The organism is Streptomyces tricolor (assembly GCF_002155905.1).
Lineage (GTDB): Bacteria > Actinomycetota > Actinomycetes > Streptomycetales > Streptomycetaceae > Streptomyces > Streptomyces tricolor.
Genome location: NZ_MUMF01000334.1, coordinates 1 through 17,736 on the forward strand (window position 1 = coordinate 1; position 17,736 = coordinate 17,736).

The 17,736-nt window shown below is 72.0% G+C and carries 14 protein-coding genes; 3 read left to right on the top strand and 11 right to left on the bottom strand.

The window, feature by feature from the left end:
• Positions 1-241: 241 nt before the first annotated feature.
• Positions 242-2,824, bottom strand: a complete 2,583-nt coding sequence (gene pepN / locus CCN44_RS23690) for an aminopeptidase N (RefSeq protein ID WP_086699348.1) — start codon at positions 2,822-2,824, stop codon at positions 242-244.
• 137 nt (positions 2,825-2,961) lie between these two features.
• On the opposite strand from pepN, the gene CCN44_RS23695 reads away from it, so the two are divergent.
• Positions 2,962-3,600, top strand: coding sequence for a mycothiol-dependent nitroreductase Rv2466c family protein (locus CCN44_RS23695; protein ID WP_086699351.1), 639 nt, complete (start codon positions 2,962-2,964; stop codon positions 3,598-3,600).
• 22 nt (positions 3,601-3,622) lie between these two features.
• Here CCN44_RS23695 and CCN44_RS23700 read toward each other — a convergent pair whose 3' ends face one another.
• The 9 genes from CCN44_RS23700 to CCN44_RS23740 all read right to left on the bottom strand — a co-directional run bounded on the left by CCN44_RS23700 (position 3,623) and on the right by CCN44_RS23740 (position 13,964).
• The gene (locus CCN44_RS23700; RefSeq protein ID WP_059249562.1) at positions 3,623-5,053 is read right to left on the bottom strand and encodes an FGGY-family carbohydrate kinase; all 1,431 of its coding nucleotides are present in this window, start codon (positions 5,051-5,053) and stop codon (positions 3,623-3,625) included.
• A gap of 18 nt (positions 5,054-5,071) precedes the next feature.
• Positions 5,072-6,097: a 2-hydroxyacid dehydrogenase gene (locus tag CCN44_RS23705; RefSeq protein ID WP_086699354.1), complete on the bottom strand. Its 1,026-nt coding sequence runs from the start codon at positions 6,095-6,097 to the stop codon at positions 5,072-5,074.
• Positions 6,094-7,167 (bottom strand): ABC transporter ATP-binding protein, encoded by a 1,074-nt coding sequence (locus CCN44_RS23710; protein ID WP_086699357.1) that lies wholly within the window; start codon positions 7,165-7,167, stop codon positions 6,094-6,096. Before CCN44_RS23710 ends, CCN44_RS23705 begins: the two co-directional genes overlap by 4 nt.
• Positions 7,164-7,931, bottom strand: coding sequence for a DeoR/GlpR family DNA-binding transcription regulator (locus CCN44_RS23715; RefSeq protein WP_059254988.1), 768 nt, complete (start codon positions 7,929-7,931; stop codon positions 7,164-7,166). The genes CCN44_RS23710 and CCN44_RS23715 overlap by 4 nt, the downstream gene beginning before the upstream one ends.
• 47 nt (positions 7,932-7,978) lie before the next feature.
• Positions 7,979-9,070 (bottom strand): ABC transporter ATP-binding protein, encoded by a 1,092-nt coding sequence (locus tag CCN44_RS23720; protein ID WP_059249559.1) that lies wholly within the window; start codon positions 9,068-9,070, stop codon positions 7,979-7,981.
• Positions 9,067-9,891 carry a carbohydrate ABC transporter permease gene (locus CCN44_RS23725; RefSeq protein WP_086699360.1) on the bottom strand — a complete coding sequence of 275 codons (825 nt, stop codon included), beginning with the start codon at positions 9,889-9,891 and terminating at the stop codon, positions 9,067-9,069. Before CCN44_RS23725 ends, CCN44_RS23720 begins: the two co-directional genes overlap by 4 nt.
• Entirely contained in the window at positions 9,888-10,766 is an 879-nt protein-coding gene (locus CCN44_RS23730) for a carbohydrate ABC transporter permease (RefSeq protein WP_059249557.1), read from the bottom strand. Before CCN44_RS23730 ends, CCN44_RS23725 begins: the two co-directional genes overlap by 4 nt.
• Complete coding sequence (locus CCN44_RS23735; protein ID WP_086699363.1) at positions 10,766-12,190, bottom strand: ABC transporter substrate-binding protein; 1,425 nt, start codon at positions 12,188-12,190, stop codon at positions 10,766-10,768. The genes CCN44_RS23730 and CCN44_RS23735 overlap by 1 nt, the downstream gene beginning before the upstream one ends.
• Before the next feature lie 388 nt (positions 12,191-12,578).
• The gene (locus CCN44_RS23740; RefSeq protein WP_059249555.1) at positions 12,579-13,964 is read right to left on the bottom strand and encodes an amino acid permease; all 1,386 of its coding nucleotides are present in this window, start codon (positions 13,962-13,964) and stop codon (positions 12,579-12,581) included.
• A 363-nt stretch (positions 13,965-14,327) separates the two neighbouring features.
• Here CCN44_RS23740 and CCN44_RS23745 point away from each other — a divergent pair, with 363 nt between their 5' ends.
• Positions 14,328-14,906, top strand: a complete 579-nt coding sequence (locus tag CCN44_RS23745; RefSeq protein WP_059249554.1) for a biotin transporter BioY — start codon at positions 14,328-14,330, stop codon at positions 14,904-14,906.
• Positions 14,907-15,600: 694 nt separating this feature from the next.
• On the opposite strand, the gene CCN44_RS23750 is transcribed toward CCN44_RS23745, so the two are convergent.
• Positions 15,601-17,019 (bottom strand): amino acid permease, encoded by a 1,419-nt coding sequence (locus CCN44_RS23750; protein ID WP_059249553.1) that lies wholly within the window; start codon positions 17,017-17,019, stop codon positions 15,601-15,603.
• Positions 17,020-17,235: 216 nt separating this feature from the next.
• Here CCN44_RS23750 and CCN44_RS23755 point away from each other — a divergent pair, with 216 nt between their 5' ends.
• Positions 17,236-17,721, top strand: coding sequence for a ribose-5-phosphate isomerase (locus CCN44_RS23755; RefSeq protein WP_059249552.1), 486 nt, complete (start codon positions 17,236-17,238; stop codon positions 17,719-17,721).
• Positions 17,722-17,736 lie beyond the last annotated feature (15 nt).

Below are 17,736 nucleotides of genomic sequence, written 5' to 3' on the forward strand. Positions count from 1 at the left end.
GGGGGCGGGGGGAGAGCGGGGTGTTGTGGGTCATGGCGTCGGGATTCCCGCGGCCCGTCCCGCCCTTAACCGCTGTTACACACCCGTCGAGAAATGCGGACAAGACGGGACTAAAGGTCAGGTGTTCGGATGCCGATCAGGCGCGGAAAACCCCTGGTCCGATCGGGTGCGGACCAGGGGTTACGGCTCCGTCTGCCCGGATTTGGTAACGGTCACCGGCCGGGCAAGCTCAGGCCAAAGCTCAGCGGTCGGTGGCCGTCGCGTCGCACTCCTGCGCGCGCAGCGCCCGCGCCAGGTCGTCCCGCGCCTCCAGCACCAGCCGGCGCAGCGCCGGCGCCGCCTCCCGGTGCTCCGCCAGCCACGCGTCCGTCGCCTCCAGCGTCTCCGCACGGTCCTGGTACGCCGGGAACAGGCCCCGCACCACGTCCATGCCGATCTGGATCGACCGCTCCCGCCACACCCGCTCGATCGCCGCGAAGTACAGCGGCGCGTACGGCGCGGTCAGCTCCCGCTGCGACGGCTGCGCGAAGCCCGCGATCGTCGCCTCCACCAGCGCGTTCGACAGCGCGTCCGACTCCACCACCTGCGCCCACGCCTGCGCCTTCACCGCCGCCGACGGCCGCGCCGCCAGACAGCGCACCTGGTGCCGCTTGCCCGACGCCGTGTCGTCCCGGGCCAGCTCCGCCGCCAGCACCGACTCGTCCGCCACCCCGTACGCGGCCAGCGGCTCCAGGAACGCCCAGCGCAGCTCCTGGTCCACCTCCAGCCCGTCGATCTCGACCGTGCCGTCCAGCAGGTCCTTCAGCAGCGTCAGGCTCCACTCGGCGGAGGCCACGGACGCGAAGAACCGCGCCCACGCCAGCTGGTGCTCACTGCCCGGTTCGGCCTCCCGCAGCTGCTCCACCGCGCCCGTGGCCAGCAGCTCCCCGCCGGTCTCCCGCCAGTCCGGCGCCGCGTAGTGCGCCAGCGCCGAGTTCGCCCAGGCGTGCAGCATCTGGAGCACCCCGATGTCCGACTCGCGGCCCGCGAACCGCAGCACGAGATCGATGAAGTCCCGCGCCGGCAGCAGCGCGTCCCGGGTCATGTTCCACAGCGCCGACCAGCACAGCGCGCGGGCCAGCGGGTCGGTGATCCCGCCCAGGTGCGCCCGCAGCGTCGCCAGCGACGTCTCGTCGAAACGGATCTTGCAGTAGGTCAGGTCGTCGTCGTTGACCAGGATCAGGTCCGGGGCCTCGGCGCCCGCCAGCTCCGCCACGACCGTACGCGGCTCGTGCACGTCCGTCTCCACGCGCGCGTACCGCTCCACCGCGCCCTCGGGCGTACGGCGGTACAGGCCCACCGCGATCCGGTGCGGACGCAGCTCCGGGTGCGACTCGGGCGCCTCCTGCACGATCGCCAGCTCGGCGACCCGGCCGCCCTCGGTGTCCAGCAGCACCTGCGGGGTCAGCGCGTTCACCCCGGCCGTCTGCAGCCACGAGCGCGACCACGCCGTCATGTCCCGGCCGCTGGTCTCGGCCAGCACCGACAGCAGATCGCCGAGGCGCGTGTTGCCGTACGCGTGGCGCTTGAAGTAGCGCCGGGCGCCCTCCAGGAAGGCGTCCTGGCCGACGTACGCCACCAGCTGCTTCAGCACCGAGGCGCCCTTGGCGTAGGTGATGCCGTCGAAGTTCAGCTTGGCGTCCTCCAGGTCACGGATGTCCGCCGTGATCGGATGCGTCGACGGCAGCTGGTCCGCGCGGTACGCCCAGGCCTTGCGGCGGTTGGCGAAGGTGATCCACGCGTCCTTGAAGCGGGTCGCGCCGACGTTCGCGAACGTGCCCATGAAGTCCGCGAAGGACTCCTTCAGCCACAGGTCGTCCCACCACTCCATGGTGACCAGGTCGCCGAACCACATGTGCGCCATCTCGTGCAGGATGACGTTCGCCCGGCCCTCGTACGACGCCTGCGTCACCTTGCCGCGGAAGATGTACTCCTCGCGGAAGGTCACCAGACCCGGGTTCTCCATCGCGCCCAGGTTGTACTCCGGCACGAACGCCTGGTCGTACTTCCCGAACGGGTACGGGTGGTCGAAGTGGTCGTGGAAGAAGTCCAGGCCCTGCTTGGTCACCAGGAACACGTCGTCCGCGTCGAAGTGCGGGGCGAGACCCTTGCGGCACATCGCGCCGAGCGGGATCTCCAGCTTCGTCCCGTCCTCGAACGTGCGCGTGTAGAAGTCCGTCACATAGTGGTACGGCCCCGCCACCACACACGTGATGTACGTCGAGATCGGCTTGGTCTCCGCGAACCGCCAGACCCCGTCGGCGAGTTCACCGGCACCGTTGCTCCACACCGTCCAGCCCTCGGGCGCCCGCACCTCGAAGCGGTACGGCGCCTTCAGGTCCGGCTGCTCGAAGTTCGCGAACACCCGGCGGGCGTCGGCCGGCTCGTACTGCGTGTACAGGTAGACCTCGCCGTCCTCCGGGTCGACGAAGCGGTGCATGCCCTCACCCGTGCGCGAGTAGGCGCACTGGGCGTCCACCACCAGCTCGTTCTCCGCGGCCAGGTCCTCCAGCGCGATCCGCGAGCCGTCGAACACCTCGCCCGGGTCCAGGTCCCGGCCGTTGAGCGAGACGGAGGTCACGCGCGGCGCGACCAGATCGGCGAAGCTGGACGCACCCGGCTCGTTGCAGCGGAAGCGGATGGTCGTCACCGAGCGGAACGTGCGCGGCTCGCCGCCCCCGTCGCCGACGGCGGACCTCAGGTCCAGGGACACGTCGTAACCGTCGACGGACAGCAGGGCGGCCCGCTCCCGGGCCTCGTCGCGGGACAGATTCTCACCGGGCACGGACGGCACTCCCTCGTGATCGCGTGTATGGCGGCTGAACAGGACCGATCCTGCCATGCGCTCCTGACGCGGGGACCGGGGAATGGCACAGCGGGCAGCGGCGTTTTCCCGGGAAAGCGTCCCGCACGAGGAGAGACATGTCGGACAAGACCCCCGTCGACTTCTGGTTCGACCCGCTGTGCCCCTGGGCCTGGATGACCTCCCGCTGGGTGCTGGAGGTGGAGAAGCTCCGCGACATCGAGGTCCGCTGGCATGTGATGAGCCTCGCCGTGCTCAACGAGGGCAAGCTCGACGAGCTGCCCGAGGAGTACCGCGAGATGCTCGCCACCAAGGCGTGGGGTCCGGTCCGCGTCGTCATCGCGGCCCGGCAGGAGCACGGCCAGGAGGTGCTCGGCGACCTCTACACCGCGCTCGGCACCCGCATCCACAACCAGGGCGAGGGCCCGGAGAAGGCCACCGTGGCCGCAGCGCTGCGGGACGTGGGGCTGCCCGAGTCCCTCATGGACCACTGGGACGCCACGCCGTACGAGCCCGAGCTGCGCGCCTCCCACAAGGAAGGCATCGAGAAGGTCGGCCAGGACGTCGGCACCCCCGTCATCGCGGTGCCCGGCGCCGACGGCGAGCAGATCGCCTTCTTCGGCCCGGTCGTCACCCCCGCCCCCCAGGGCGAGGAGGCCGCCCGCCTGTGGGACGGCACCCTCGCCGTGGCCTCGGTGCCGGGCTTCTACGAGATCAAGCGCACCCGCACCAAGGGCCCGGACTTCAGCAACCTGTGACCCCTCCCGCGGTGGGCCCGGTTCAGCACCGAGCCGCCCGCCGGCGGGCCGCGGCCAGCAGTTCCAGGTGCTCCTCGTACCTCTTCGCGTAGGACGCCGCCCGGCCCGGGTCCGGCTCGATCACCCGGGCCGGCCCGGTCCAGGCGGCGGTGTCCAGCGGGACGCCGTACCGCCCGGCCGCCGCCAGCACCGCGCCCCGCGCGCCGACCTCGCCCTCCACCACCCGCAGCGGCCGGCCCAGCACATCGGCCAGCAGCCCCGTCCAGGCGGGGCTGCGGGTGCCGCCGCCGCACACCGCCAGCGACCCGGTCAGGCCCGCCGCCTCCAGACAGTGCCGGGCCGCGTACCCGATGCCCTCGCAGGTGGCCCGGACCAGATCGGCGGGCGCCGACTCCAGGGAGACACCGAGGAGTTCGGCGCGCAGCCCCGGCTCCACGAAGGGCGCGCGCTCCCCGGACGGCGCGAAGTACGGCAGCACCCGCACCCCGTGCGCGCCGGGCGGGGACGCGCCCAGCAGGTCGTCCAGGTCCCGGTGCCCGGCCCCCGTCAGCCGCAGCACCCAGTCCAGCGCCGCCGTGCCGACCATCGCCGGCATCGCGCGCAGCCAGTGCCCGGGCCGGTCCGTGGAGATGTACAGCCCCGCCGGTTCGCCGCCCAGGTCCAGCGCGGTGGTGGCGACCAGGCTCGCCAGACAGGTGCCGACGATCAGCAGCCCGTCGCCGGGCGCGGTGACGCCCGCGCCGAGCGCGCAGGCCGGCAGGTCGTACGGGCCGTTCGCCAGCGGGGTCCCGGCGGGCAGCCCCGCGCCGCTCGCCGCGCCGGTCGCGATCGGATCGCCGATCCCGGGCAGCAGCCCGCGGCGGTGGGTGAGGCCGAGCAGCTCCACCACCCCGTTGTCGTACGACCGGGTGCGCGGGTCCAGGAAGGGCATCGACGCGTCCGACACGTCCGTGACCGCCCGCCCGGCGCCGGTCAGCCGCTGGAAGACCAGGTCCTTGCAGGCGACGGCCGCCGCCGCGGCGTCCAGCGCCTTCGGCTCGTGCCGGTCCAGCCAGGCCAGCAGCGGCCCGGGGCAGCCCGGGAACATCGCGCTGCCGGTGCGCCGGAAGACGGCCTCCACGGTGCCGTCCGCCAGCCACTGGTCCACCAGCTCATGGGCGCGGCCGTCCATCCAGGAGATCGCCGGCCGCACCGGGCGGCCCGCCGCGTCCACCAGCCACACCCCGTCCCCCTGCCCGGTCAGCCCGGCCAGCTCCACCGGCTCCGGCACCCGCGCGGTCAGCGCGCCGAGCACGGCGACGACGGCGCCGTACACCTCCTCCGCGTCCTGCTCGACGGCCCCGCCGCGCAGCTCCAGACCCACCGGGCGGGCCTCCACGGCCAGTTCGCGGCCGGCCCGGTCGAAGGCGGCGGCCTTCACCAGGGACGTGCCCGCATCGATCCCGACGAACATGCCAAGCCTCCCGGGGCATCAGGTCAGACAGTGCGCGAGCGGCTCCCCGCGCACCCAGCGGCCCACCTCGGCGGCGGCGATCCGGGCGGCCTTCTCCGCCACCGCGCGGCCGGCGCCGCCCAGGTGAGGGGTGAGCACCACCCGGTCGGCCAGCGCGCGCAGCCGCGAGTCGGGCGGGAGCGGTTCGCGGGCGTAGGTGTCCAGGGCCGCCGCCGACAGCCGCCCCGCCTCCAGCGCGTCGCACAGCGCGTCCTCGTCCAGCAGCGGGCCGCGGGCCGCGTTGACCACCACCGCGCCCGGCGGCAGCAGCGCCAGCTCCCGCGCCCCGATCAGGCCCCGGGTCTCGGCGGTCAGCCGGGCGTGCAGGGTGACGACGGCCGAGCGGCGCAGCAGGTCGTCCAGCGAGGACAGGCGCAGCCCGTGCACCTCGCCGCGGACGTACGGGTCGTACACCATCACCCGCGCCCCGAACGCGCACAGCACCCGGGCGACCCGGCTGCCGACCGCGCCGTAGCCGACGAGCCCGACGGACAGGTCCTCCAGCTCCGGCCCGCTGTCGGCGTAGGTGTAGGAGGACGAGCCCGCCCAACTGCCCTGCCGGGCCAGCAGGTCGTGGGCCTGCGGGATGCGGCGCAGGGCGGCGAGCAGCAGGCCCACGGTGAACTCGGCGGTGGCGGCGGCGTTGCGGCCGGGCGCGAAGCACACCCGCACGCCGTGCCGCCCGGCCGCCTCCAGGTTGACGTTGACCGGTCCGCCCCGGCAGACCGCGACCAGCCGCAGCCCGGGGCAGGCGGCGAGAACGCGTGCGGTGACCGGGCCCATCTGGGTGACCAGCACCTCGGCGCCGGCCAGGGCCGCGATCAGCTCGTCCTCGGCGTCGCTCGCCTCGCTCACCTCGGCCACCGGCCCGAACGGCACGAGCGGCCAGTCCAGGGTCAGTTCGCGCACCGCGCAGTCGGCCTCCTTCGCGAGCGCGGCCGTGATCAGGGACGGCAGGACGAAGTGGTCGCCGGCGGCCACCACACGCACAGCACCGGAGGTCATCGCAGGGAGTCTCCCGTCTCGGCGTCGAAGACATGGGTGAGCCCGGCCGCCACCCGGACCCGCTCGTCGTGGGCGAGCCGCACCTCGGGCCCGGTGAGGACCACCAGGTGCCGCTCCACCCCGTCCAGGGCGAGGGTGGCGATGCCGGACTCCAGCAGGGGTTCGTGGGCGACCACCCGGGCGGGGACGCCGTCGGCGCCGGTGAGAGCGAGGTCCTCGGGGCGGATGCCGACCAGCACCGGCCGGCCCGCCGGCACCGGCACGGGCAGCGGGATCCGCACCCCGGCGGACAGCCGGGCCCGGCCGTCGGCATCGGCGACGGCGGGCAGCAGGTTGATCGCGGGTTCGCCGACGAAGTCGGCCACGAAGGCGGTCGCCGGATGGTCGTAGATCTCGTACGGGGTGCCGAGCTGCTCGATCGCGCCGTCCCGCATGACGGCGATCCGGTCGGCCAGCGACAGGGCCTCCTCCTGGTCGTGCGTGACGAGGATGGTGGTGTGCCCCATCTCCCGCTGGATCCGCTTGAGTTCGCGGCGGGTGGTGTCGCGCTGGGCCGCGTCCAGGTGGGACAGCGGCTCGTCCAGCAGCAGCACGTCCGGTGCGCGGATCAGCGCGCGGGCCAGGCTGACCCGCTGCTTCTGCCCGCTGGACAGGCCGGCCGGGCGGGCGTCGAGGACGTCGGTGAGCCCGACCCGCTCGGCGATCCCGGCGACCTTGCGCCGCACCTCGCCGCGGGCGCTCCGGCCGCGGGCCTTCAGCCCGAACGCCAGGTTCTCCGCGACCGTCAGCGGCGGGTACAGCGCGTAGTTCTCGAAGGCGACCCCGATGTTCCGCCGCCGTGCCGGCCGGCCGGTCACCGAGGCGCCGCCGATCAGGATGTCCCCGCCGGTCACCGCCTCCAGGCCGGCGATCATCCGCAGGGTGGTGGACTTCCCGCAGCCCGACGGGCCCAGCAGGCCGAGCAGTTCCCCGGAGTCCAGGGCGAGGTCGAGGCCGCGCACCGCCTCCACCGCCGGGCGGCCCCGCGACCGGTAGGTCTTGCGCAGCTCCCGCAGCTCCAGCCCGGTCATGGCAGCCCCCTCCTCATGACCGCCGTCGCGCACACCTCGTAGCGGACGTGGTGCTCGTCCAGGTCCCGCAGCGCCTGCGCCGGTGCCCCGTCGTCCACCAGGAGCAGGTCGAAGCGGGACAGCGGGACGACCCGGCGCAGGGCCACCCGGCCGAACTTGGTGTGGTCGATCAGCAGGACGTTCCGCGCGGACGCGTCGAGCATCGCCCGCTTCACGGACACGATGTGCTGCTCCTGGTGGTAGGCGTGACCGCCGTGCACGGCCGACGTCGAGGCGAAGCACACGTCCACCCGCACCTGCTCGATCGCCTCGACGCAGGACACCCCCAGGAAGGAGGAGTGCAGCGGGTCGTAGTCGCCGCCGAGCGCCGTCAGGCGGATGCCGCGCCGGCCGGCGAGCAGGTTGATCGCCTCCAGGAAGTTGGTGACGACCGTGAGCGGGGTGATGTCGCCGCGCCGCAGGCGGCGGGCTATCTCCAGGGCGGTCGTGGAGTCGTCCAGCATGATCGCCATGCCGGGCTCGATCAGCTTCAGCGCGTGCTCGGCGACGGCGGCCTTCTCCGCCCGCATGGTCTTCAGCCGGTACTGCACGTTCGACTCGAACACCCCGGACGGCTGCGCGGTCACCCCGCCGCGGAACTTCCGTACGACGCCCTGCCGTTCCAGTTCGTCCAGGTCCCGGTGGACGGTCATCAGGCTCACCCCGAACCGCTCGGCCAGCTCGGCCGCGCTCGCCTGGCCCTCGGCGAGGACGAGTTCCGCCATGGCGGCCTGCCGGGCCGCGGGCCCGCGCCGCGCTCCCGCGCCGCGGGTCACGGGCTCGTCCCGATCCGCCGACCCGGGACACCCGCCCGGTCGGCCTCGAACACCAGCAGGTGCTCGGGCCGGACGGCCGGGCGGACCGGGTCGTCGGGGCGCAGTCCGGCCGCCTCGGCCCGCGAAGCGACGAGCGACAGGTGCTGGGCGCCGATCCGCACGGTCACCTCCACGGACCGGCCGAGCACCTCGGTGACGTACACCGTCCCGGTGAGCCGGTGCCCCTCGCCGGTCAGCGACACGTCCCGGGGCCGGACCCCGACCAGGACCTCCGTGCCGGCGGCGACCCGGAGGGGAAGCGGGAGTTCGAGCGCTCCGTCCGGCGACCGGAAGGTCCCGGACCCGGTCACCGCCCCCGGCAGCAGATTGATCCGGGGCCGCCCGAAGGCCCGCGCGACCTCGGTGTCGTACGGCCGGTACCAGATGTCCTCGCGGGTGCCGGTCTGCACGATCCGCCCGGCCCGGATCACCCCGATCCGGTCGCCGAGCGCCAGTGCCTCCACCGAGTCGTGGGTGACGTACAGGGTGGTCGTGCGCCGGACGGCGCCGATCGCCTTCAGCTCGGCCCGCATCTGCTGGCGCAGCTTGGCGTCCAGGTGGGACAGCGGCTCGTCCAGCAGGAAGGCGCGGGCCGGGCGGACCAGCACCCGGCCGAGCGCGACCCGCTGCCGCTGCCCGTTGGACAGCTGTCCCGGCATCCGGTCCAGCAGGCCGCCGATGCCGAGGAGTTCCGCGACGGCGCCGACCCGGTCCCGGGCCTCGGCGGCGGGCAGCCGGTGGCGCGGGGAGCGCAGCGGCGAGACCAGGTTGTCGTACACGGACCGGTGCGGATACAGGGCGTAGCTCTCGAAGCACATCGCCACGCCCCGGTCGTACGGCTCCACGTCCCGCATGTCCCGGCCGTCGATCTCGACGGTGCCGGCGTCGGGCCGCTCCAGGCCGGCGACGGTCTTCAGCGTGGTCGTCTTCCCGGCCCCCGACGGCCCGAGCAGGCAGAAGAACTCGCCCTCGCGCACGTCGAGGTCGAGGCCGTCCAGGGCGGTCGTCCGGCCGTAGGACTTGCGGACGTCCCGCAGCGCGATGCTCACGACTTCACCGCCCCGAAGGACAGCCCGCGCACCAGGTACCGCTGGATGGTCAGTGCCAGCAGCAGCGGCGGGACGACGGAGACGAGGGCGGCGGCGGCCGTGAGGTGGTACTTGGGCCGGTCGCCGCCGAGGAAGGACAGCGCGCCGACGGTCACCGTCTGGGCCTCGTGGGAGGTCAGGATCAGCGGGAAGACGAAGTTGTTCCAGGCGAAGATGAACGCCAGCAGGGACACCGCCGCGATGCCCGGCTTGACCAGCGGCAGCGCCACCTTGAAGAACGCCTGCGTGCGGGAGTAGCCGTCCAGCAGCGCCGCCTGCTCCAGCTCGGGGCTGAGATCGGCGAAGTACGACCGCATGATCCACACCACCAGCGGCAGGGTGACCAGTTGCAGCACCCACACCATGCCGGTGTACGTGTCGAACAGGCCCAGCTTCTGGTAGAGCACGAACAGCGGGATGATCACGGTGAGTTCCGGCGCGAACCGGAACGACAGCAGCGTGAACATCAGGTGCTCCGAGCCCTTGAACCGCCAGCGCGCCGAGGCGTACGCGGCCGGCAGCCCGACCACCAGCGACAGCGCGACCGCGCCCACCGACACCACCAGGCTGTTGCCGAAGAAGCGGACGAACGGGATGCCCTCGCTGCCGCCGAGCACCGTGCGGTAGGCGTCCAGGGTCGGGGTGAAGGAGAAGTAGGTGCTGAAGAGCTGGTTCGCGGGCTTCAGCGACAGGATCGCCATCCAGGCGACCGGGAAGAGGGAGAAGACGAAGTAGAGGATGAGCGCGGCGTCCGCGAGCCACCCCGGCAGGCGTTTCCTCATCCGGACACCTCCGCCGCCTTCCGCTGGATCCGCCCCAGGTGCCGGACCAGCACCGTCGCGGCCAGGTAGACCACGGCCCACAGCACGATCGTGTAGCTGATCCCGAAGGAGTACCGCTGGAAGCGGATCGCCTCCAGGTAGGCCCGGATCTGGAGGACCACCGTGGAGTCACCGGGGCCGCCCTCGGTCAGGGCGTAGATGATGTCGAAGACCTTCAGCGAGTCCATGAACCGGAAGATCACCGCGACCAGGACGTACGGCCACAGCATGGGCAGGGTCAGCCGCCGGAAGGTGTACCACCAGCCGGCGCCGTCCACGGCCGCCGCCTCGAAGGGGGAGGCGGGCAGCGAGCGCAGTCCGGCCAGGGCGAGGATCGCCACGAACGGGGTGTACACCCACACGTCCACGGCGATCGAGGACAGCAGGGCGCCCGTCGGGGTGTCCGTCCACTGCACCCCGCCGAGCCCGAACGGTTCGAGCAGGTGGTTGACGACGCCCACCGACGGCTGGAGCATCAGCTTCCAGATGATCGCCGCGATCACCGGGGCGATCATCAGCGGCAGGATGAGGATCTTCTCCAGGATCCGGCCCACCCGTGAGGAGCGGTGCAGCAGCAGGGCCACGCTCACCCCGAGCACGGTCTCCGCGCCGGCCGCGCCGACCGCGTAGAGCACGGTCACCCAGGCGGAGTTCCAGAAGGCGTCCTGCGTGAACACGGCCCGGTAGTTCTCCCAGCGCACCAGGTCCGGCTGGGGCTTGGCGGCCGAGAAGTCGAAGAGGGTGTAGTACAGGCCGAGCCCGAACGGGTAGAGGATGCCGCAGGTCAGCAGCAGCGCGGGGACGACGAGGAGGTACGGCCGCAGCGTGCGGCGCATCAGCGGACCTTCTCCCTCAGGTCGCCGGCCAGGCCGTCCAGCACGGACCGCGCGCTCTTGCCGCCGTAGATCTCCTGGAGGGCCGCCGCCCAGCTGGTGGTGGCGTCGAAGAACTGGGCCTGCGGGGTGAACTGGATCCGGGTCCGGTCCACGACCGTCTCGAAGGTCTCCAGGAACCCGGGCAGGTGCCGCATCCTGTTCCGGTAGGCGGGGTCCTGGCTGACGGACTTCCGCACCGGGTCGATGTGGTGGTGGGTGAGGGCGGCCCGGCGCAGGTGCTCCTTGCCGGTGGCCCACTGGAGGAACAGCCAGCCGGCGCTCTTCCGTCTGCTCCGGGCGTTCATGCCGAGCGACCAGATCCACATGTTGGTGGCGAGCGAGCCGTCCGGCCCCTTGGGCCCCGGATGGAAGGCGATCTTCCCGGAGGCGGGCGAGGCCCCCTCGACCGCCTGGAAGTAGGCGGCGGTGTCGGCGTCGAAGAGCATCCCGGCCTTCCGCGCGCCGAGGTCGCTGGAGCACTGGTACCAGGTGTACGACGTCCAGGACGGCGGCCCGCCCTCCTTCACCATGGCCGCCCAGTCCTCGGTGAACGCGACGGCCCGGGGGGAGTTCATGGCGGGGCTGAGCTTGCCGCCCTCGACGGTGAAGTCCCGCAGGCCGTTGCGGGCGTACATCGTCATGAAGCCGGGGTGGATGGTGGCCCAGCTCCGCGAGCCGCGCACGGCGATCCCGTACATCCCGTCGAACCCGGCGCCGGGCGCCCTCTTCTTGATCACCCCGGCCAGCTCGCGCAGTTCCTCGAAGGACTCCGCCGGTTTCAGCCCCAGCTTGCGGAACACCTCGGTGTTGTAGGCGACCACGTTGGTCTCCCAGCCCCACGGCAGCGCGTACTGCCCGCCGCGGCCGAGCGGCGCGCCCGCCTTCAGCGACCACTGGCCGGCCTGGAGCAGGTTCGGGAAGAAGTCCGCCCGGTCCCACTCGGCCGCGGTGGCCGAGGCGTTGCGCATCCAGGGGCCCAGGTCCTCCAGCCAGCCCGGCGGCCCGTACTGCCACACCATGTAGGCGCCGAGCATGAAGACGTCGTAGGAGGCGCGGCCGCTGGACAGGTCGACGGTGAGCTTGTCGAAGTAGTTGTCCTCGGGGAAGACGTCGTACGTCACCTCGATGCCGGTCTTGTCGGTGAAGGACGTCAGGTCGGCGATCAGGGCGTCCGTGTACGGGTGCTTGTTCAGCAGCGCCTTGACGGTGGTGCCCTTCTCCCGCTTCCAGTCGAAGGCGCCGGTGACGTCGTCCGCGGCCGAACCGTCGCCCTCGCTCTGACCGCCGCCGCCGAACCCGGCACCGCAGGCGGAGAGCAGCGGGGCGGCGGAGAGGGCCCCGGTGAGCGCGAGGAAGCGTCGGCGGTCGTGCACGTGCCTGTCCATCCGGGACCTCCGTCGGTGGGGCGGTGGGGTCGAACGGGTTAACAGTGCGAGTCGACTCGACAACAGAGGGTGTAACGGCGGCGAAAGGCCGTCAATCCCTCGCGCACGAGGAAAGCCCCCGGAAATCCCAGTGAGACGTGGGAAGTTCACACGGCGGGTCGCGAAGAGCGGGAGCCGCGGCCCGGGGCGCCCTCGCACGCGACCCGGGCCCCCGCACCGACTCGACACCGCGCACGCGCCTTGTTGTTGATAGCGTGCAACTGCAATACAGTTGCAATAAGCGCCTGGCCTCGTGATCGTCTTCTCACCCTTCACGGCGGCGGGTGCCGCAGGAACGGAAAGGCCCCCACGTCCGACACGTGGGGGCCTTTCCGCGATGCGGGGGCGGTCAGCGCCTGGCGCGCGCCCGCTGCCAGGCGTAACCGACGGCCGCCAGGACCACCGTCATCACGCCCGTCGAGTACAGCTGCACCCGGGTGTCCGGCTCCCGGGCCATCAGCACGAAGATCGCGGCCATGCCGGCCAGGGCGACCCAGGTCAGCCACGGGAACGCCCACATCCGCACGACCAGCCTCTCGGGCGCCTCACGCTCGATACGGCGGCGCAGCAGCAGCTGGGAGACCGCGATGAAGACCCAGACGACCAGGATGACCGCGCCGATCATGTTCAGCAGCCATTTGAAGATGTCGTCCGGGCGCCAGTAGTTGAGCAGCACGCAGACGAAACCGAGCACACAGGACGTCAGCACCGCGATCCGCGGCACCCCGCCGGACAGCTTCGCCAGCGCCTTCGGGCCCTGACCGCGCTCGACCAGCGAGTAGGCGATGCGCGAGGCGCCGTAGATGTTGGCGTTCATCGCGGACAGCAGGGCGACCAGGACGACCACGTTCATCAGCTGGCCCGCGCCGGGAATGCCCAGCTGGTCGAGGGTGGCGACGTACGGGCCCTTCGCCACGACCTCCTCGGAGTCCCACGGGACCAGGGTGACGACGACCGCCATCGAGCCGATGTAGAACAGGGCGATCCGCCACATCGCCGTACGGACGGCGGACGCGACGCCCCGCACCGGGTCCTCCGACTCGGCCGCCGCGATGGTGACCGTCTCCAGGCCGCCGTACGCGAACACCGAGGCGAGCAGGCCGACCAGCAGGCCCTCGCTGCCGTTGGGCAGGAAGTCGGTCAGGTGCGACGCGCCGGGGGAGTCCGTACCGGGCAGCACGCCCGCGATGGCCAGCGCGCCCAGGATCAGGAAGAGACTGATCGCGCCCACCTTCAGCGCGGCGAACCAGAACTCGAACTCGCCGAAGTTCTTCACGGCGGCCAGGTTCGCGCCGCAGAACACCAGCATGAACAGGGCCACCCACATCCACTGCGGGGTGCCCGGCAGCCAGCCCTGGACGATCTTCGCGGCGCCGATGCCCTCCAGGCCGACCGCCGTGCACAGCAGCACCCAGAAGGACCAGCCCGCCGCGAAGCCCGCCCAGGGGCCGATCGCCCGCTCGGCGTGTGCGGAGAAGGAACCCGACGACGGATAGGCGGCCGACATCTCGCCGAGCATCCGCATCACCAGCATCACCAGGAGGCCGGAGAGGGTGTAGGCGATCACGATGGACGGGCCGGCGGCGGCGATGCCCGCACCGGAACCGACGAACAGACCCGCGCCGATCACACCCCCGAGGGCGATCATCGACAGGTGGCGCTGCTTCAGGCCATGGGAGAGGGAAGCGTCCGCTCGCTGCTGCGGCGGCGTCTCCTCTGTGGTGCTGCTGGGCATGGGGCGCGGCTCTCCCAGTGCAATGGACGGGCAAAAACCCCGCCAGTCTGGGCGGACCGTCCGCTCACGCGAAGAGGTTGCCCACTATCCGGACACCGGCCGTACCCAAGGTGAAGAACCGGCTACCGTCTGGCGGCGTGTACTTTGGTGGGACCCTACAGTTCCTGATCCGTGCGCGGAAGTGAGCGGATCCTCTCTGCCTCAGTGACTGGTATCACGCCCGGCCATGTGTAAGCGGCGCCCTTTGTGTGAAGCGCACCAACCTGCCGCCACCGCCTTTGTCGAGCACTGACGGTGAGCGCACGAGCGCACCGGTATAGCGTCACGGTGTCCCGACGTGTCCACACCATCCGCGGAGTCCCCATGAGCACCGCCACCGCCACCGCCCGCCCCGGCGCAGTCCTCGCCGACCTGCTCCCCGCGTCCCGCGTGCGCGACGTCGCCCTCGTCGTCGGCGGCGCCGTGCTCACCGGCCTCGCGGCCCAGCTGTCGGTGCCCGTGCCCGGCTCCCCGGTGCCGGTGACCGGCCAGACCTTCGCCGCGCTGCTCGTCGGCACCGCCCTCGGCGCCCGCCGCGGCTTCCTCTCCCTCGCCCTGTACGCCCTCGCCGGCGTGGCGGGCGTGCCGTGGTTCGCGGACGGCAAGTCCGGCGCCGCCATGGTCTCCTTCGGCTACGTCCTCGGCATGCTGCTGGCCTCCGCCCTCGTCGGCGCCCTGGCCCGGCGCGGCGCCGACCGCTCCCCGCTGCGCATGGCCGGCACGATGATCCTCGGCGAGGCCGTCATCTACGCGGTCGGTGTCCCCTACCTGGCCCTGGCCGCCCACCTGTCCGCCTCCGAGGCGATCGCGGCCGGTCTCACCCCGTTCCTCATCGGCGACGCCCTCAAGGCCGCCCTGGCGATGGGCGTGCTGCCCGCCGCCTGGAAGCTCGTCAAGCGCTGACGCCGTAGTTCCTGCGGAAGAGGTTCGCCGGGTCGTACGTCTCCTCGACCCCGGCGAGCCTTTTCGCGCGTTTCCGGGGCGTACAGGCCCGCACTCCGGTCCCCGGAGACAGCGGCGGGCCGCGCCGCTACGGCGGCGAAGGACGGCCGCTTCCAGGCCGTACGCCCGCAGGACGGCCGCCGGGTCCGTCACCCGCCCGTCGAAGGCGAGCGAGCCGCCGTACAGCGTGCGCACGGGACGAGCGCCCTCTCCGGCTCGGTGACGATGCCGAGGTTCTGCCCGGCGCCGAGCGGCGACCCGTACGGGTCCGGGTCGGTGTCCGGGTGACAGCGCGCAGCCGGCCGTCGGCGGTGACCACCTTGGGCCGGCGCGCGTGGTCGGCCGCGTACCCGAACTCCCGGGCGAGGGTCCCGAGCCCGCCGCCCCCACGGTCCAGAGCGTGGGAGGTGCCCCCGGCGCGCCCCGGCCGTCACCCGCACCGTGCGTGTCGCGGGGTCGACGGTGATCCCGTCAGCCGCCGCGTCGTCGCCGGCAGCCCGCCCTCGTAGCCGCCGGGCAGCCCGTGCCCGGTCGCCTGCACGCCGACGGACTGCGGAGGCCCGTGGGCAGGCCGGTGTGCGTCATGGAACGCAGCATGGCCGCACCACCTGACACGTTCCGTCAGGTGGTGCGGCCATGCGGGCCGGCTGTCGGATCAGCCGACGGAGACCTTGTCGGCCGGTGCCTCGGCCGCGGGATCCGGGCGGTTCGCCGCGATCCGCTGCTTCACCGCGGCGATCACCAGCACGATCGCCGCGACCAGCAGCGACAGCAGCACGGTCTGCCGGCCGTCGTGCTCGGTGTCGGTCAGCATGTAGCCGAGGACGAACACGATCAGCGCGGCCGTCGCCCAGGTCAGGTACGGGTACAGCCACATCTTCACGACGAGCTTGTCCGGCGACTCCCGCTGCAGGATCTTGCGCATCCGCAGCTGCGAGAAGCAGATGACCAGCCACACGAACAGGGCGACCGCGCCGGAGGAGTTGACGAGGAAGAGGAAGATCTTGTCCGGGGACAGGTAGTTGAAGAAGACGGCGACGAAGCCGAACACGACCGACGCGAGGATCGCCGTCATCGGCACGCCCCGGCTGTTGACCCGCGCGAACGCCTTCGGCGCGTCGCCCCGCTCACCGAGCGAGAAGGCCATGCGGGAGGCCGTGTACAGGCCCGAGTTCAGACAGGACAGCACCGAGGTCAGCACGATGAAGTTCATGATCTGACCGGCGTGCGCGATGCCCAGCGAGTTCAGCGCGGCGACGTAGGAGCCGTCCTTCGCGATGGACGGGTCGTTCCACGGCAGCAGCGTGACCACGACCAGGATCGAGCCCAGGTAGAAGACGCCGATCCGCCAGATGATGCTGTTGGTCGACTTGGTGACCGCCCGCTGCGGGTCCTCGGACTCGCCGGCCGCCAGGGTGGCGATCTCGCTGCCCATGAAGGAGAAGACGACCAGCAGCACACCGGTGAGGATCGCGCCCGGACCGTTCGGCAGGAAACCGTCGTGCGAGGTGAGGTTGGCGAAGGTGGCCTTGTCGGCCTCCACGCCCGGCAGCACACCGAACACGGCGAGCAGACCGACGACGATGAACGCGCCGATCGCCACGACCTTGATGCCGGCGAACCAGAACTCGAACTCGCCGTAGGAGCCCACGGAGACCAGGTTGGTCGCGGTCAGCACGACCATCACGATGAGCGCCCAGCCCCACTGCGGGACGTCCGGGATCCAGCTCTCCAGGATCTTGGCGCCGGCGGTCGCCTCGACCGCGAGCACGACGACCCAGAAGAACCAGTAGAGCCAGCCGATGGAGAACCCGGCCCAGGGGCCCAGCGCACGGTCGGCGTGCGCGGAGAACGAGCCGGAGGTCGGGTTGGCCGCGGACATCTCGCCGAGCATGCGCATCACGAGGACGACGAGCGTGCCGACGAGGGCGTAGGACAGGAGGATGCCGGGTCCCGCGGTGGCGATACCGGAGCTGGAGCCGACGAAGAGGCCGGCTCCGATGACGCCACCGATCGCGATCATCGACAGATGGCGGTTCTTGAGTCCTGCTTGGAGGCCCGAACCAGGGGTCATGGTGGGGTTTCCTTTGCGCCAGGTGTGGGGCTGCCCGTACGAGCGGTGTACGAGTCGGTCCAGTGAATCCGAGGCGAACGGATTGGGGAACCTCTGAATCCGTATCGTTACTTGAGGTTCCCTTGAGGTTCTATGGCCTTGCTCACATTTTTCGGGCCCCGTGACCCTCGACACCCTGGGGCTGCTGCCCCGGAACGGGCGTGACACACTCGTGCCATGCGCGTGTATCTCGGCTCCGACCATGCGGGCTACGAACTCAAGAATCACCTCGCCGAGTGGCTGAAGGCCGCCGGCCACGAGCCCGTCGACTGCGGGCCGCACATCTACGACGCCCAGGACGACTACCCGCCCTTCTGCCTCCGCGCCGCGGAGCGGACGGCCGCGGACCCCGACGCCCTCGGCATCGTGATCGGCGGCTCGGGCAACGGTGAGCAGATCGCCGCGAACAAGGTGAAGGGCGTGCGCGCGGCGCTGGCCTGGAGCGAGGAGACGGCGGCGCTCGGGCGTCAGCACAACAACGCCAACGTGGTGGCCGTGGGTGCGCGGATGCACAGCACGGAGGAGGCGACCAAGTTCGTCGAGGTCTTCCTCAACACGCCGTTCTCCGGCGACGAGCGTCACGTGCGGCGCATCGACATGCTGGCGGCGTACGAGACGACGGGCGACCTTCCGCCGATCCCGGCCCATCACCCGCAGCAGTAGCCCACCGTCCCCGCC